Origin of the sequence: Parahaliea mediterranea, assembly GCF_003402235.1 — a bacterium.
GTDB lineage: Bacteria > Pseudomonadota > Gammaproteobacteria > Pseudomonadales > Halieaceae > Parahaliea > Parahaliea mediterranea.
In genome coordinates, this window is sequence record NZ_QEWO01000001.1 from 1,095,512 (window position 1) to 1,111,740 (window position 16,229).

14 protein-coding genes are annotated in these 16,229 nt (G+C 63.4%); 2 read left to right on the plus strand and 12 right to left on the minus strand.

What is annotated here, in order from left to right:
• Positions 1 to 5: 5 nt before the first annotated feature.
• The 12 genes from DDZ17_RS04650 to DDZ17_RS04705 form a co-directional block, all read right to left on the minus strand.
• Positions 6 to 1,511 (minus strand): TIGR03016 family PEP-CTERM system-associated outer membrane protein, encoded by a 1,506-nt coding sequence (locus DDZ17_RS04650; RefSeq protein ID WP_116364740.1) that lies wholly within the window; start codon positions 1,509 to 1,511, stop codon positions 6 to 8.
• Complete coding sequence (locus DDZ17_RS04655; RefSeq protein ID WP_116364741.1) at positions 1,508 to 2,518, minus strand: XrtA-associated tyrosine autokinase; 1,011 nt, start codon at positions 2,516 to 2,518, stop codon at positions 1,508 to 1,510. The genes DDZ17_RS04650 and DDZ17_RS04655 overlap by 4 nt, the downstream gene beginning before the upstream one ends.
• 31 nt (positions 2,519 to 2,549) lie before the next feature.
• A complete protein-coding gene (locus tag DDZ17_RS04660) occupies positions 2,550 to 4,091 on the minus strand; it encodes an XrtA system polysaccharide chain length determinant (protein ID WP_116364742.1) in 1,542 nt (513 codons plus the stop codon).
• Positions 4,092 to 4,116: 25 nt separating this feature from the next.
• Positions 4,117 to 4,770: an XrtA/PEP-CTERM system exopolysaccharide export protein gene (locus tag DDZ17_RS04665; protein ID WP_241505781.1), complete on the minus strand. Its 654-nt coding sequence runs from the start codon at positions 4,768 to 4,770 to the stop codon at positions 4,117 to 4,119.
• A gap of 82 nt (positions 4,771 to 4,852) precedes the next feature.
• Positions 4,853 to 5,602 (minus strand): OmpA family protein, encoded by a 750-nt coding sequence (locus DDZ17_RS04670; protein WP_116364743.1) that lies wholly within the window; start codon positions 5,600 to 5,602, stop codon positions 4,853 to 4,855.
• A 215-nt stretch (positions 5,603 to 5,817) separates the two neighbouring features.
• Complete coding sequence (locus DDZ17_RS04675) at positions 5,818 to 6,891, minus strand: ExeA family protein (RefSeq protein WP_116364744.1); 1,074 nt, start codon at positions 6,889 to 6,891, stop codon at positions 5,818 to 5,820.
• Between the two features lie 133 nt (positions 6,892 to 7,024).
• On the minus strand, positions 7,025 to 8,134 hold the full coding sequence (locus DDZ17_RS04680) for a nucleotidyltransferase domain-containing protein (RefSeq protein ID WP_116364745.1): 1,110 nt from the start codon (positions 8,132 to 8,134) through the stop codon (positions 7,025 to 7,027).
• 1 nt (position 8,135) lies between these two features.
• Complete coding sequence (locus DDZ17_RS04685) at positions 8,136 to 9,056, minus strand: HprK-related kinase A (RefSeq protein WP_206613440.1); 921 nt, start codon at positions 9,054 to 9,056, stop codon at positions 8,136 to 8,138.
• Positions 9,053 to 9,271 carry a hypothetical protein gene (locus DDZ17_RS04690; protein WP_116364746.1) on the minus strand — a complete coding sequence of 73 codons (219 nt, stop codon included), beginning with the start codon at positions 9,269 to 9,271 and terminating at the stop codon, positions 9,053 to 9,055. Before DDZ17_RS04690 ends, DDZ17_RS04685 begins: the two co-directional genes overlap by 4 nt.
• Positions 9,272 to 9,487: 216 nt before the next feature.
• Entirely contained in the window at positions 9,488 to 10,000 is a 513-nt protein-coding gene (locus DDZ17_RS04695) for a hypothetical protein (protein WP_157976442.1), read from the minus strand.
• Between the two features lie 232 nt (positions 10,001 to 10,232).
• Positions 10,233 to 11,528: a nucleotide sugar dehydrogenase gene (locus DDZ17_RS04700; RefSeq protein ID WP_116364748.1), complete on the minus strand. Its 1,296-nt coding sequence runs from the start codon at positions 11,526 to 11,528 to the stop codon at positions 10,233 to 10,235.
• Positions 11,525 to 12,571 carry an SDR family oxidoreductase gene (locus DDZ17_RS04705; protein ID WP_116364749.1) on the minus strand — a complete coding sequence of 349 codons (1,047 nt, stop codon included), beginning with the start codon at positions 12,569 to 12,571 and terminating at the stop codon, positions 11,525 to 11,527. Before DDZ17_RS04705 ends, DDZ17_RS04700 begins: the two co-directional genes overlap by 4 nt.
• Before the next feature lie 189 nt (positions 12,572 to 12,760).
• Between DDZ17_RS04705 and prsK the strand changes: the two genes are divergently transcribed.
• Together prsK and prsR are read left to right on the plus strand one after the other, a co-directional pair.
• Entirely contained in the window at positions 12,761 to 14,851 is a 2,091-nt protein-coding gene (gene prsK, locus DDZ17_RS04710) for an XrtA/PEP-CTERM system histidine kinase PrsK (protein ID WP_157976443.1), read from the plus strand.
• Positions 14,852 to 14,873: 22 nt separating this feature from the next.
• Positions 14,874 to 16,229, plus strand: coding sequence for a PEP-CTERM-box response regulator transcription factor (prsR, locus tag DDZ17_RS04715; RefSeq protein WP_241505782.1), 1,356 nt, complete (start codon positions 14,874 to 14,876; stop codon positions 16,227 to 16,229).

The following is a 16,229-nucleotide window of genomic DNA, read 5'->3' on the forward strand; positions in this document are numbered from 1 at the left end:
ATTACCTAAATCTGATACCGAAACTGCAGAAGAACGCGGTTCTCCTCGTATTCATCCAGAGGATTGTCGGACTGCCGCTCGTTGTACTGGTAGGCCAGGCCTACGCTGGTGCGCTGGCCGAGCTGATAGTCGAAACCAAGGGTCGCGCGTCCGTTATCCGAATCCGGCGCCAGCAGATCACGTCGCTGATCAGCCTCCCTGCGGGTCCAGGTCAAGCGCACATAGCTGCTGAGGCGTGCGCCCAGTGCGCGCTCCACCCCGATACCCGCCGCAATAAAGGTGTCTTCCAGGCCATCCTCGGAGCGGGTCTGTTCGGAGTGCGAGGCATTAACGGAAAACGTCGTTCTGCGCGTGGTAAAGCGATAGGTCAGCAAAAAACGCTCGTCCAGAATCGGGCTGTTGGTGATGGTGGTTTCTTCTCCACCTTCACCGATAATGCCCTGGTCATCCGGCAAACCACCGTCAATCAGCTCGTCCACGTCATCGGCGAAAGGGTCCGTACCGCGCAGTGTCCTGTCGTAGGTCAGGGTCCGCTGGTAGCTCGCCCGCAGGGTGCTGCGCTTGTGGCGATAGGCGATGGAGGCGCGGGGGGTTTCGCCAAAAAAACGCTCGCCCGTGCCAAGGTCCACCGTGACCCGCGTGTTGGGCGTCCAGCGCAGGCCCACGTCCCAGAAGCTACCTTCGTCATCCTGGAACACGCTGACATAGTCGTTCCATTCCTCACCAATGTAGCCATTGAACTGGACACTGCGATTCAACTGGAAGGCGGCACGAACCTGGGCCGATGACAGCTGGTTGTTGAAGGGCTCTTCACCGCCGAAACGCTCGTCGTAGTCGATCTCACTGTAGGTGCCACTCACGCCTATACTGAAGCGCGCCAGTTCAGGCACCGTGCCCAAATCGAACTGGGCCTGTTGCAGTTGGTTGTCATTCAGCGCGTCTTCGGTGTTGTACTCTTCACTGTAGCGATAGCGAACCAGCAGGGCCGCGTCATCGCCCAGGCGGCGCGCAATGTAGGGTGAAATGGCGTACTGGTAACTGGTGTTCAGGTTGCCACGGCCATCGAGGGCATCTTCGCCGCCGGCGGCAAAAGGATTGATACGGTTCTGGTCGGCAAAGGCGGTAGCGTCCACATACAACCAGTTACTGAGCAATTCGGCATCACCGTTGAAGCGAATACGGGGAGCCGGCGAGATGTTGTCGGCGCCGACCACACCACAGTCCACGCCGCTGTTTTCCATGGTGTTGAACTGGGCCGCTGCGTACAGGTCCATGCTGGCCCGGGCGCCCTCGCCCTTCAGCCGCACATTGGGCGTAACGATGCCGATGGTATCGTCAAGCTTGTCGTTACTGCGCAGGCAGACGTTGTCGGTGTAGATAGCGCCGGCGGTGATGCCCGCGCCGCGCGTCCACTCGGCGGACATGGTGGGCGCGCAAAATACCGCGAGCCCCACAGCGGTCAGGGCCCCTGGCTGCGCCAGCCTGCCTATCCGGGACAATCGACGACTCATGACCTCACCGACGCCCCTTCGGCATCAGCGGATTGTGCCGCACTGCGCCGCTCAAATTCCTCGTGACCGTATCCATAGCCGTACCCGTAGCCGTATCCATAGCCATAACCGAAGCCCATACGACGGCGGCGACTGCCGTTTAGTACCACGCCGACCGCCTTGTCCTGGCCGATGTGTTCAATGGCCTCCACCACGGCCTGCTGCGGGGTGCGCCCGGCACCCACCACAAACACCACCTGGCCGACAAAACTGGCGAGAACACCGGCTTCGGTGGTCATCAGCAGGGGCGGCGAATCAAACACAATGACGCGATCGCTGTAGCGCTGGGACATTTCCACCATCAGGCGTTTCATGCCCTCGCTGGCCAGCAGTTCGTTGGACTTGGCATGCACGCGGCCCGCCGGCAGTATGCTGAGCTTCTCCATGTTGGTGCGGCACAGCACGTCGGACACTTCCAGGCTTCGGTCTTCCAGCAGGTCGATCAGGCCCGGGCTGTTGCGCGGCACGCCCAGCAACCGCCCGGCGGTGGCCTTGGCCACGTCGGCATCGACAAACAGCACGGTCTTGTCCATTTCCATGGCAATGCTGAGGGCCAGGTTGATGGAGGAGAAAGTCTTGCCATCCCCCTCCAGGGCGCTGGTCACCATCACCAGGTTGGCAAAGCGAATGTCGGTGGCGGTCTCGCCGTCGATGTTGCGCAGGATGGGGCGCTTGATGGTGCGATATTCCTCGGCAATCATGCTGCGCGGGGTGGCCGGCGTCAGCATGCCGCGCTGGTGCAGGTCATCAAAGGGAATGTCCACCACCTTGGGGCTTGCCCCGGGGCCTGCCAGAGCAGCGCCCGGTTCTGTCGCCGGGGCCCCGGGGGCCTGCGTTACCTGTTGCTCGGGCAGGGTGGGACTCACCCTCGCTCCCGCCTTGTGCACGGTATCGTCGCCGCGTTTTTCGCTGCGCTCGGACGAGCGAGCTTTGCTGAGCTCGCTGACGGCCTTCTCAATGATGCTCATAGTCCCGGGCTCCCAATCATCTCAACCGCCATCAGACCGACAACCCAAACAGGGAACTCTGGCCCAGGCTGAGCCCGACATAGGCCGCGACCAACGCAATCACCAGCGAGGCATAGGTCAGCGAGGCAAACAGGTCTCTGCGCTGTTCCTGCTGTGTCTGCACCAGGGTCACCGTGCCCAGCAGGGGTAGGCCCGTCACGTTCACCAGGGTGCGCGGATCCGACACCACCGGCGACAGGATAGACAGCAAAAGGCCCGCGCCAATCCCACCGCCCACGCCCACCAGCAATGCCCCGGCATTGAGCAGCGGCTTGTTCGGGTCGCTGGGCTTGGTGGGAACAAAGGGTGGATCGATCACCCGGAAGGTCACGCTGGATGCCTGCTGCTCCACGTCTTCCGACAGACGGGCAGATTCGCGGCGCTGCAGCAGTTCCTGGTGCTGGCCGGCCAGCACGTTGTAATCGCGATCCAGTTGCTTGAGCTCGGTTTCCACCTCGGGAATGCTGTTGACCTTGTCTTCCAGCAGGCCAACCCGCCGTTCGAACTCGGCAACCCGCACCTTCAGCTCGGCAACCCGCGCCTCCGTTTCCGCCAGCATGCTGCGCATGCCCTGGTAGACCGGGCTGCTGGACAGCTCGGTGTAACCGGCCCCTCCGGTGGCCAGCATCAACTCCATTTCGGCGGCCTTCTCGCGCTGCAGTTCCTCCAGCAGGCCCTGCAGCTGGCGCACTTCGGGGTGCTTTTCGGTATAGCGCGACTTCAACGCGTCCAGCTGCAACTGCAGCGCCTGTATGCGCGCATCCAGCGGCGAGCCACCGGCGCCACTGGCCAGAAAGACCGGCACTTCGCCAGCGAGCTGGCTCTTCAGCTCGCTGCGCCGGTTCTCCGCCTCGCGCAGGGACAGTCGGGCCGACGCCAACTCGGCCTTGGAGGCTTCCAGGCGGCTGTAATAACCACCGCCGGCACCAGGCAGCACGTCGACATTCTCCTGCTTGAAGCGGGCCAGCCGGTTCTCCGCCTCAACCAGGCGCTGCTCGTAATCGGCAATCTGCTCATCGATGAAGCTCTGGGCACCGGAGCTGTCGTCCCGCTTGTCGCTGCGGGAGCTTTCGATAAAGACGGTGATCAGCGACTGGGCAATGCGCTTGGCCATGTCGCGGTCCGAATCCCGCACGGAGATGGAATACAGGGAGGAGTTGCCACGGTCGCCGCTGAGCCTGATGGCATCGCGCAGGTCGGCCACCATTTCCTCGCGCTCAAGCTCGGTGCTGACGTTGAGGTCCAGATCCGTCATGCGCATGAGTTTTTCGAGGTTGGGCCGGCTGAGCAGGGTGCGGCTCATCATCGCGATACGCTGATCGATGTCAGGCTGGATGGCCAGGCCCCGCAATAACGGCCGCAGGACGCTGTTGGTATCCACGTAAATTCTGGCGGTGGCCACGTAGGCCTCCGGCAGGCGCCAGATCCAGACCCACGCCGCAATGGCAATGAGCCAGGCCACCATCAGTACCAGCCAGCGATGACGCCATACGCCCAGCGCGTAGGACCAGATTTGAGCTAATGCATCCTGCATAGGCCTGCTCCTGCGAAACGAACTGCTAGAACCAGGACTCCGAGATGATCACGATATCCCCTGGCATCAGCGCCAGGTTGGCAGAAATATCGCCGTCCTTGAGCAAATCATCCAGGCGCAGTTTGTAGGATGTCTGCCCGCCGTCATCGGTGCGCACCAGTACCGAACCGTTGCCGTCGGCAAACTCGGTCATGCCACCCACGGCGATCATCAGATCCAGCAGGGTCATGTGCTTGCGATACGGCACACTGGCCGGCTGGGCAGCCTCGCCCACCACCCGCACCTGTTGGGAGGGCACGCCGACAAAGCCGTTGACGATGACACTGACTACCGGTTGACGCACATATTCGCCGTAGGACTTTTCGATATCACGGGCCAACTGGGTTGAGGTTTTGCCGCTCGCCTCGAGGTCCTCCACCAACCGGGTGGTGAACTTGCCGTCGGGCCGGACAACACCCACCGAGGAAAGCTCCTCGTTACCCCACACAAAGACTTCCAGGGTGTCACCAGGGCCGATGACATAGTCAAAATCCGCCGCTGCGGTGCGCTGCGCATCCGACATGGGCGGGCTGCTGTTGCCGGCGCAGGCTGCCAGCAACACCGACAGCAAACCCGCAACGCCTGCATGAATCACTCCCCTTACCAAACCGGCCCGCATTTTTCCCTTTTGCTCGGACATCTCTACCTCCTTGTGGGCAACCTGCACCCTGTCTGTTATCCCAATGAGCATAGCACGCAGCCCGAATAACGCTGCATCTGCCCTACCTATCTGTGAAAGGCGTCACAGGCGCATCGGAGCGGCTGGCGACCGGGCTTTGCGGCGCTGCGCCAAGCTCCACCCACACCATGCGCTCGCCACTGCCATCCTCGCTGTCGTGACTGCCACCGTCGACTGGCGCTGCACCACTGCCGCGCCCCAGCACCTGCATGCGATCACGGGGAACCCCCAGCGCTGACAGCGCCGCCGCCACCGCGCCGGCGCGCCGCTGGGATAGCTGGAGATTATAGTCATCAGAGCCCACGGTATCGGCAAAACCGGTCACCGTGACCGGTGTGCCCGCATCGGCCTTACCGAGGACGCGGGCCGCCTCAGCCACCTGCGCCCGCCCGGCGGCGCTGAGGACGGCGCTGTCGAAGGCAAAGCGAATACTGGCCAGGGGGATGGGAGTGAGGGCTGTATCGGTTCCTGTATCGATCCCTGCATGGGAAGCAGCAACCTCATGAAAGATGCCATCGGCATCGCCCAGGGCGTCTGCGACCGTAGCGAGCGCGGCATTTGAAGCCACTTCGCCGGCCGTGCTCGCCACCGGGCTATACGCAGCCAGGTCCACAGGGGCGACCGGCGTTGCACTGACGACAACGGGCTGCAACGCCAGGCGTTCGGGGCCAAAGGCGCTGGCTGTCGGCCTTACCGGCTCGGCGGTGGTGTTGGGTGAAGCCGAGACCTGATCAGGCAGCGTCGCCTTGCGGCCCACGGCATCCCCCAGGGCGGGCCAGAGGCGAACAACCATCACGCCGGCCGCGCCCAGCAGCAGTATTACTAAGGTTACCAGCCCCCAGCGCCCCCGGGAGCGGCGCTGCCTGCGCCGGCTTCTGGCCCGCGACGGTGCCGATTTGGCCGGGGCATGGGCGGGCGGTGTATCTGGATGATCCGGTTTTTGACTGGCCACAGGCGCTGGACTGACCACAGGCGCTGGCGCTGGGCGCGGTTGTCGCGCCCCGGTTTCTAGTTCAGCTTTTTTTTTAGGGGCGCCTTTATCAGGGGCACTACCTGGGAGGTAGCGGCCACCCTGGCATCATCGCCCGCATTGATACCTTCATTGCCACCTGCACTGCTATCCTCACTGCTAGCCTCACCGCCACCGTCATCACCGGGCAACGGCGGCGCTGCGGGGGCATCATCAGCCGCAGTGGCCTCACTGCGCGGCGGGGCGTCGAACTCGTCCTCTACCGCAAAATCACTGTCACTGAATGCCTGGCCGGCGGCCAGGTGCTCGGATTGCAGTTCATGGATGACCGCCTTGACTTCGGCACTGCCCAATTGGTGCTTCTGCTCCACCAGACAGTGCAGCAGCAGCCGGCTGCAGATAAGGTTGATGCGCCGCGGCACGCCCTCGCTGAATTTATGGATCAGCGGATACACCGAGCGGCTGATGGCCGGGTCGTTCTGCCACCCTACCTGCTCCAGCCGGTGGCGGATGTAGGCTTCGGTTTCGTCGGCCTGCAGGGCGGTGAGATGGCTGGCGGCGACAATCCGCTGGTGTACCTGCTCCATTTCAGGCCGCAGCACCAGTTCCCGCAGTTCCGGCTGCCCCAGCAAGAATACCTGCAGCAAGGGCTGGCCCTTGCTCTGGATGTTGGTCAGCAGGCGCAATTCTTCCATCGCAGTTAACGACAGGTCCTGCGCTTCATCCACAATTAACAGCGCCCTGCGCTGCTCACGGTTCCAGCGGTGCAGCAATTCGGTGAGCCCCTGCAGTAACTCGCCCTTCTCCACCACCGCACTGCTGATGCCAAAGCTGTAGGCAACCATTTTCAGCAGGTCGTTGGCCTCCAACTGGGTACACACCAGGTTGGCGGTGGTCACCGATTCGTCCGCAAGGCTGTCGATCAAATCGCCAATCAGCGTGGTTTTACCGGTGCCGGGGCGCCCGGTGATCATGGCGAAGCCTTCGGCGCGCATGTAGGCGTAGGTCATGTAGGCCCGCGCCTTGGCGTAGGCCGCATGCTCGTAGCGGAAGTGATGATCCGGACTCAGCCGAAAGGGCTCAGCGGTCAGGTTGAAATGGCGTTCGTACATGGTGAAACGGATCTACCGGTACACAGCGCAGGTGCAGGGAGCTTTGCAGAGCGGCCGAGGCTTTGCAAGTCCGGCCTGCCAGGACCTGCGGAGACTGCCAAGCCTGTCGCAAATTGCCTGTCGCAAATTGGCCTCACCCACCCTGCCCCGCCGCTTTGCGCCCGGGGGTGGACGCGGCCTCGGGCCGCAGGTCCATCCAGGCCTTGCGCAGCAGGTGGGGGAGCAGCAAATGCAAGGGCATGCGCAGGTAGTGGGAGCGCACATACAGGCAAAACAGGGCAAAGCCGGTCAGCGGCAGGCGGCAACTGCTGTGATCCGGGGTAAAGGCCCGCCGAAACAGAAAGTCCATAAATGGCGCCTTCAGCGCTGCCAAGCCCCGCGGCCGCAGCCCGCGCACCAGGGCCGGCGGCAGCGGCGTTCCCAGCACCCGCGTCGCGTGCACACAGGCGTAATACAGGGGGCGCTGCAAGCCCATGTGCCGCGCCCGGTCAGTCAGGCGGGCGTAAAAACCTTCGCCGCCCTGTTCGGCAAAGTGCCTGAGCAGCCCATCAAGGTCGAGCAGGTCACGCAGGCCGTGGCCAAATTCACCTTCGTGGAACAGGTGGGCGGCGCTGTGCAGCACCATGTCTTCCGGCCCCAGCACACAGACGCCGGGCTGTATGGCCACCGCCTGCGCCCACAGCGCATCCACGTCGATACGGCCCGTGGATGTGGGGGGCAAAATGCTGTGGTGCACATCCAGTGTGCTGCGCCGATCACGGTGCCCCAGGGGGGGGATTTCGTGCATCCACTGGCGGTAATAGCGCTCGTTGTAAGGGTCGATCTTGCCCGCCGACCAGCCGTGGGCCGCCAGCGCGGCCTCGACAGCGGGCAGGCTGCCGGCGTGCACCAGAATGTCGATGTCGGACATCAGCCGCCCGGCCGCCGGCGGCAGGGCCGCCACGATGTAGGCCGCGCCCTTGAGCAGCAGCAGGGGTTCGCCCGCTTCGGCCAGCGCCGGCACCAGGTGGCGCAGCTCATAGGTTAGTCCCTGGCACTGCTTGCGCTGCAGCACAACGGCAGACCCGAGGTGGCGCGCCACCTCCGGCGGCACCGCCCCGCTCACGCCCGCCTCCCACAGCCGCGCCGCCAGGGTGGCCAGCAGATGGGCCTGCCGGGCCTGTGGGACAACCACGTCCCACTGCGCCGGGGTGAGCCCGGCAGCGCAACCGGGGTCGCGCAGCAACTCAACCAGCAGCGCCATGTCAGGCAAACTCTCCGACCAAAGCATCCAGGCGCGCCACCGCCGCATCCAGGTCGCTGTAGCGCAGGTCAAAGCAGTCCAGGCCATCGATAAAATGGCACATGGCGTCAAAGCCCGCTTCGCGCAGCAGGCTGTAGTTGAAGGCGTGGTGCGCGGCAAACAGGAAGCTCTCCGCCCGCCCCTTGGGTCGCAGTTCAAGCGGCGCACCGGCCTGGAATTCTGGGAACACCATCAACCGGGCGGCCACCGGCGCGCGGCAGTGGCTGTCGGGGTGAAGGTCTGCCTTCAGGTGGGCCACGCTGCCCTTGTGGGTATCATTTGAAACGGGCCCGATCACAGCGGCCGCATCCCGCCCACGAATAACGTTGATAGACGCATTCTTGAGGCTGACCGGGCGATACACCGGCACCACTTCCCGGCGGCCGGGGGGAATCAGGGCATGCTCATCCGACAGCACCCGCCAGCCACGCAGCGCCAGCGCCGCGCACAGGGTGCTTTTGCCGGCCCCGGGCAGCCCCGGCATAACCAGGGCAATGCCGTCCTTGGCCACCACCGCCGCATGCAGCTTGAGGTACTCGTTCATGGTCACCGATAGGCACCAGTTGAGCCCCCACTCCAGAAAGGCATAAGCCTGGCTGCGGGGCACGCTGCCGAAGGGGCGGCGCTCGTCGAGGAAGAAATCCAGTTGGCCCCGCAGCCGCTGGCGCCAGCCGGTGGGGCCAAAGGTCACATGGAAGTCGGCAAAGCCACCGGCAGGCACCAGCGGGAAATCCCCATACAGGGTGGCCAGCCCCCTGGCCACCACGGCCTCGGGGCTCTGGATGGCATAACAGTAGGGGCCAACCCGCAGGCGCAAACCGTCGCCCGACAGTTGCTCGCCCAGGGCATCGCTACCAAGATCGGCCAGCCGGGCGTAGCTCACTGGCAATAGACCAGGCCGGCGGCAGCCAGCTCGGCCAGCAGCGCGTCTGCGGCCAGGACCGCAGCATCCGCTGGGCCGTCGCGTAACTGCAAAAGAAGCTGCTGCGCATCGGCGCTGATCAGATGGGTATCGCCGCTGTCCGCGTGATAACACACCACAACGCCTTCGCTGCGATCATAGAATTGTAGGGGGCCAGTCAGCTCCCATAGCGGCATGCCATTGCTCCTTGCTAAGGCCAGACAATGGCATTATTGCAGAGTGAGGATCAAAGGGGGTGGAAGTCGTTCACAGTCCGGTCACAGCGGGGCTATCTTGTACCGGGCTTACCTACCGGGCTTACCTACCGACCTTACCGGGCTGTGCCGGGGTATTGCGTCCGGCATTACTGCTCCCAGCATCAATGCACTGGGCATCTTTATCATTAAAACAAGCTACCAGGGCTTGCCGTGGTCGTCGTTTTTGCCGCCCTTGCCGCTTTCGTAGCCCCAGTTCATGAATTCCTGCTTGTAGTCGCGCCCGGAGCCCAGGCTAAAGTGATTGCCGCCACCCTGTTTATGATCGTCGTCGTGATCACGGGACTTGGACTTGCGCACACAGTACTCGCCCTTGGAGGCATCCAGTTCGTAGGGACGATCGGACTTTTCGAGGTACTTCTTGAACTTTTCCACTTCCCGGCGCTGCTCATCCGTCGGCGCGGAGGACGCGCTGCCATCGCCGTTGACGTAAGAATCCCACACATGCTGCGAAACGCAGACCTTTTTACCACCATCGCCATGCCGGTCCCCGCCACCCCATGCCACCCGGTTGCCCAAGGTGAGCACCACGGCGCCACCTATGGCCGCAGAGCGGGTAAACCGACGGCGCGACTGGCCCTGGGCTGCGCTGGCTGGCGCAGCGCCCGGGGAGGCGCCTGTGTCCTGCTGACTGTCGAGATCCTTATCCATGCCCAATTACCTGTCCTTGAGGCCCGTCACGGCAGCGAAATCAATCCGTATGCGCTGCTGCCGTACAGGCACGATGGTGAAGCACATACCATGCCATCCACACAAGCCCATGATTCCACGGGCCTTTTTTTGCGGTGCATTGCCGTGTCGAGGGGCACAGCACCGGGTTTGTAAAAAATATCGACACTCTTTCGGCGTTGTTTCCACACGCGCACGCCTGCCAGCCCCAGGATTATAGACGCCACACCACAGCGCCGCCCGCCTCCGCGGGGCGCCGCTCCAGGGCTGACTTCACGTCGATAACCACGCCGTCGGGCGCCAGCAACTCACTGATGCCATCAAGCCCGCTGGCCAGGTAGGCCCGGTGGGGAACCGCCAGCACCACCGCCTCGGCATTGGCAAGTTCGTCCCAGTCCGCCAGCGCCAGGCCGTATTCGTGCATGGCCTCTTCCGCGCTGGCCAGCGGGTCGTGCACACGCACATCGCAACAGAAGTCCTGCAGCTCCCGCACGATATCCACCACTCGGGAATTGCGCAGGTCGGGGCAGTTTTCCTTAAAGGTCAGCCCGAGCACCGCAACCCGCGCACCGCTGACCGGATGGCCGCCGCGCACCAATTGCTTGACGGTCTGCTCGGCAATGTACTTGCCCATGCCGTCGTTGGTCTGGCGCCCGCCCAGGACCACCTGGGGGTGAAAGCCAACGCTCTGGGCCTTGTAGGTCAGGTAATACGGGTCCACGCCGATGCAGTGGCCACCAACCAGCCCCGGCCGGAAGGGCAAGAAATTCCACTTGGTGCCGGCGGCCTCCAGCACATCCAGGGTGTCGATTTCCAGCCGGTTGAAGATCATCGCCAGCTCGTTCATCAGGGCGATATTGAGGTCGCGCTGGGTGTTCTCGATCACCTTCGCCGCCTCCGCCACCTTGATACTGGCGGCGCGATGCACCCCGGCGTGCACTACGCTGCCGTACAACTCGGCCAGTTGGTCCAGGGTTTGCGGGCAGTCACCGGAGACCACCTTGGTGATGGTTTGCAGCTTGTGCTCGTTGTCGCCGGGATTAATGCGCTCCGGCGAATAACCGATGCTGAAGCCCTCACTAGCGCCCGGCTGCCACTTGAGGCCGGATTCGCGCTCCAGAATCGGCACGCAGACTTCCTCGGTGCAGCCGGGATACACGGTGGACTCAAACACCACTGTGGTGCCCTTGCGAAGGTGCCGGCCAACGGTATAGCAGGCGGATTGCAGCGGCGTGAGGTCGGGCCTGCGCGCATTGTCGATGGGCGTGGGCACCACCACGATGATCACCGCGGCCTCTGCCAGGCGCGCCGGGTCGGCGGTGAGTTCCAGCTTCGCGGCCGCGGCAAATTCGGCCGCTTTTACTTCGCCACTGGGGTCGTAGTGCTCGCGGTAGTGGGCCAGTTTGGTCTCGTTGACATCGAAACCGATAGTCCTGCGCTGGCCGCCGAAGGCCACCGCCAGGGGCAGGCCCACGTAACCGAGTCCAACGATGGCAATTGTCTCACTCACTGGTTTACCACCTTCTGCTGACTGTGTTGTTGCCAAAACCAGCGCACGGTGGCTTGCAGCCCCTGTGCGGCGGTATAGGCCGGGGCGTAGCCCAGTAAATCCCGCGCCTTACTGATATCGGCCTGGGAATGACGGACATCCCCCTCACGAAATTCGCGATAGTGCGGCGCCGGCTCGGCCACGGCAACGCCAAGGGCTTGCAGATTGGCGCAGATCAGGGCGAACAGTTCGTTGAGGGTGGTGCGCCCGCCCACCGCGACATTGTAAACCTGATTGGCGGCGGCGCTGTCTGTTGCCAGCGCCGCCAGCAGGTTGGCCTGCACGGCGTTATCCACGTAGCAGAAGTCGCGCGAGGTTTCGCCATCGCCGTTGATGGCGCAGGCTTCGCCCCGCAGCAGTTGCTCGATCCAGCGCGGTATCACGGCGGCATAGGCGCCGAATGGGTCCTGGCGCGGGCCAAACACGTTGAAGTAGCGCAGCCCGATACAGTCCTGGCCGTAACTGCGGGCAAACACCTCGGCGTAGAGTTCGTTGACGTACTTGGTCACCGCGTAGGGCGACAGGGGCTTGCCAATCTGCGCCTCTACCTTGGGCAGAGCCGGGTGATCGCCGTAAGTGGAGGACGACGCCGCATACACAAAGCGCTGTACGCCGGCATCCCGCGCGGCAACCAGCATGTGCAAAAAGCCATCGACATTGGACTGGTGGGTGCAGAGCGGGTCTTCCAGCGAGCGCGGCACGCTACCCAGCGCCGCCTGGTGCAGGACAAAGTCACAGCCGGCAACGGCCCGGCGGCAATCGTCCATGGCACGAATGTCGCCTTCAACAAAGCGGAAGTTGCTCCAGGCCGACTCGCCAACGCAGCGGCGCACCTGGTCCAGGTTGGAGCGGTGCCCGGTGCTGAAATTATCCAGCCCCACCACTTTCTGCCCGTGGGCCAGCAGGGTTTCTATCAAGTGGGACCCGATAAAACCGGCGGCGCCGGTAACCAGCCAGGTGCGCTGATGTTGGAGCTGCGCCGCCAGGGCGTCTTCCGTGCTCATATCAGGGTTGTCTCCGGGTTGCTACTGCTGACCCTACTGTGTGCTGCATCCCAATACAGCGAGGTCGACATTTACAGGATTGAGGCCAGAGTATAGTGTCTAGGGCAAATTCGAACCAATGCAAAGCGTGATTCGGCCCGCAGTTCCGCGATGCAGATTGCGACCCCGGGGCCACAGCAGGGGCATGCCATGCCAGCCAATATTGGCCTCTACAGCTACCTTTCGGCCTGCGCCACCTTTGGCACGCTGACCCTGTTACTGCTGGCTTCCGGCCGCAAGCGTCCCTACGCCGCCCTGCTGATCAGCGCCAGTTTATTCACCGCCCTGTGGGCCGGCATCGTTGCCCTGGGTACCCTGGCCGAGTACCCCCCCGTCACCTGGATACAGCTGGCCGAGTTCTGCCGCAACGCCCTTTGGCTGTTTCTGTTGATGCGCCTCAGCGCCAGCCAGTTCGACAATACCGCAGGCGCCAGCCCGGAAGCGGCGAACAAGCCCACGCGGCACTGGAACCTGATTTTTGCCCTGATCGCCGGCCTCGCCCTGTGCCTGCTGCTGGTGCCGGACCAGTTGGCCACCCTGGCGCCAGCGGCGGCCAGCACGGCGCGCAGTATCAACCTGATCACCTGGCTCAGCATCGCCATTGCCGGGCTGGTGTTTGTCGAACACCTGTTCCGCAATGCCTCCGAGAGCCAGCGCTGGTCGATGAAATACCTGTGCATGGGCCTGGCGATCCTGTTCGGCTACGACTTTTTCATGTACGCCGAGGGCCTGCTGTTCCAGCAGTTGGACCCGAACATCTGGCAGGCGCGGGGCCTGGCCAGCACCATTGCCGCGCCCCTACTGGCCGTAGCCATTGCCCGCAACGCCGATTGGCAATCCAGCCTGCATGTTTCCCGCCAGGTGGTGTTCCACTCGGTAACCCTGATCGCCGCCGGGCTGTACCTGGTGGCCATGTCGGTGGTCGGCTATGCCATTCGCCTTTTTGGTGGCACCTGGGGCGGCGTGCTGCAAACGTCCTTCCTGGTGGCGGCCATTGCCATGCTGGTAGCACTGCTGCTGTCCGGCAAACTGCGCGCCCGCACGCGGGTGTTTCTCAGCAAGCATTTTTTCAGCTACCGCTACGACTACCGCGAACAATGGCTGCGCTTTACCAGGGCCCTGGCCGACACCGAGGACAACGTCCCCGAGGGTATTGTCAGCGCCATGGTGCCACTGGTAGGCGCCCAGGCGGGCCTGCTGTTTGCCGCCGATGGCGGCCATTATGTGCTGCTTGCCAACTACCAGATGCCCGCCCCCGAGGGCGAGCACGACATGGGCACACTGCCCGGCTGGCTGGAGGAGACCCAGTGGGTCATCGACCTGGATGAATGGTCTGCCACCCCCGAGTTGTACCAGCATCTGGACATGCCGGCCTGGGTGCAGCGCACAGACCGCCCCTGGCTGATTGTGCCCCTGCTGTTTGGCGCGCGCCTTGCCGGCATCCTGGTGATTCGGCGCACAGACCTGCAGAGCACCATCAACTGGGAAGAGCGGGACCTGCTCAAAACCGCGGGCCGCCAGGCCGCCAGCCATCTGGCGCAATTCATGGCGCGCAAGGCGCTGGTGCAGGCGCGGCAGTTTGATGCCTTCAATCGCCTGTCGGCCTACGTGATTCACGATCTGAAAAACATTCTGGCCCAGCAATCGCTCATGGTGGCCAATGCCGAAAAGCACAAGCACAACCCCGCCTTTGTCGATGACATGATTGCCACCGTGAACAATTCGGTGGCGCGCATGACGCGCCTGATGGAACAGATGCGCAGCGGCCTCAGGGACAACCAGCCCGAGCCGCTGGACCTGGCAGGCCTGCTGCGCCAAATTGTCGCCAACCGGGCCGCGCAAACGCCCTGCCCGACCCTGGACATCGGCCCGGGGGATTTTACATTACAATCGGATCGTGAACGCCTGGCCACCGTATTCAATCATTTGATCCAGAATGCCCAGGAGGCCTGTGGCAAGCAGGATTCGGTGACCATTACACTGAGCCGCGCCGGCGCGTCCTTCATGGTTTGCATAAAGGACACCGGCAAGGGCATGGATCGCGAGTTTGTGGCCAACCGGCTGTTTACCCCCTTCGACAGCACCAAGGGTTTGACCGGGATGGGCATCGGCGCCTTCGAAAGTCGCGACTTCATACGCGGCCTGGGGGGCGACATCACCGTGGATAGCGAGCCCGGACACGGTTCAACCTTCTATGTTCGCATTCCGGTGCAGCAGGACAACGAACACGAGGCGGCCTGAGGCCTCACCAAAAGGAGTTGCAGTGGCGGTGGAAAAAAAACACCTGTTGGTAGTGGAAGACGACAAAGGCCTGCAAAGCCAGTTGCGCTGGGCCTTTGAGGACTTTGAGGTTGCCATTGCCGGGGACCGGGAGGAAGCCATTGCCCACCTGCGCCGCTTCGAACCCGGCGTCGTCATTCTGGACTTGGGGCTGCCGCCGGACCCGGGCGGCGTCACCGAGGGCATGGCGACGCTGACGGCCATCCTGTCGCTGTCGCCGGACACCAAGATTGTGGTGGTCACCGGCGACAACGACCGCGCCAATGCCGTCAAGGCCATTGGCCTTGGCGCCTACGATTTTTACCAGAAGCCGGTGGACCCACAGCTGCTTGGGCTCATTGTGGATCGCGCCTATCGCGTGCACGAGCTGGAGCGGGACAACCGCCGTTTTTCCCGCATTGAAGACAAGATGCCCTTAAACGGCATCATCGCCACCAGCCCGCAGATGCTAAAGGTGTGCCGCACGGTCGAAAAGGTGGCCCCCACCAACGCCACCACCCTGCTGCTTGGCGCCAGCGGCACCGGCAAAGAGCGCTTTGCGCGGGCCCTGCACGAGCTGAGCCAGCGTGCCAAGGGCAAAATGATCGCCATCAACTGCGCCGCCATTCCGGAGAACCTGCTGGAATCGGAGCTGTTTGGTTATGAAAAAGGCGCCTTTACCGGCGCCACCCAGACCACCCCCGGCAAGATCGAGTACGCCGACGGGGGCACCCTGTTCCTGGATGAAATTGGCGATTTGCCCATGGAGCTGCAGGCCAAGCTGCTGCGTTTTTTGCAGGAGCGGGTGGTGGAGCGCATCGGTGGCCGCAAGGAAATCCCGGTGGATGTACGCATTGTGTGCGCCACCCACCAGGACCTGACCACCCATATCAGCGAGGGCCGCTTCCGCGAAGACCTTTACTACCGGGTCAGCGAGCTGGTTATCAACATCCCCCCGCTGCGCGACCGCGACGGCGACGCCCTGGTGCTGGCCACCGTGTTCCTGGATCGCTTTGCCAAGGAAATGGGCCGCAACATCAAGGGCTTTGACGAACAGGCCCGGCGCGCCATCGAGGCCCACACCTGGCCCGGCAACGTGCGGGAGCTGGAAAGCCGCGTGAAGCGCGCGGTGATTCTGGCTGATGGCGCCAATGTCACCGCCGAGGATCTGGAGCTTGACGAAGACCACCTTGAGGAGACCCCCTTCAACCTCAAGCAGGTGCGCGAGGAGGTCGAGCGCAAGGCCATCCGCCGGGCGCTCAGCCACTGTCAGGACAATATTTCCGAGACCGCGACCCTGCTCGGCATCACCCGCCCGACCCTGTACAACCTGATGGAGAAATACCAGCTCAAGCCCTGA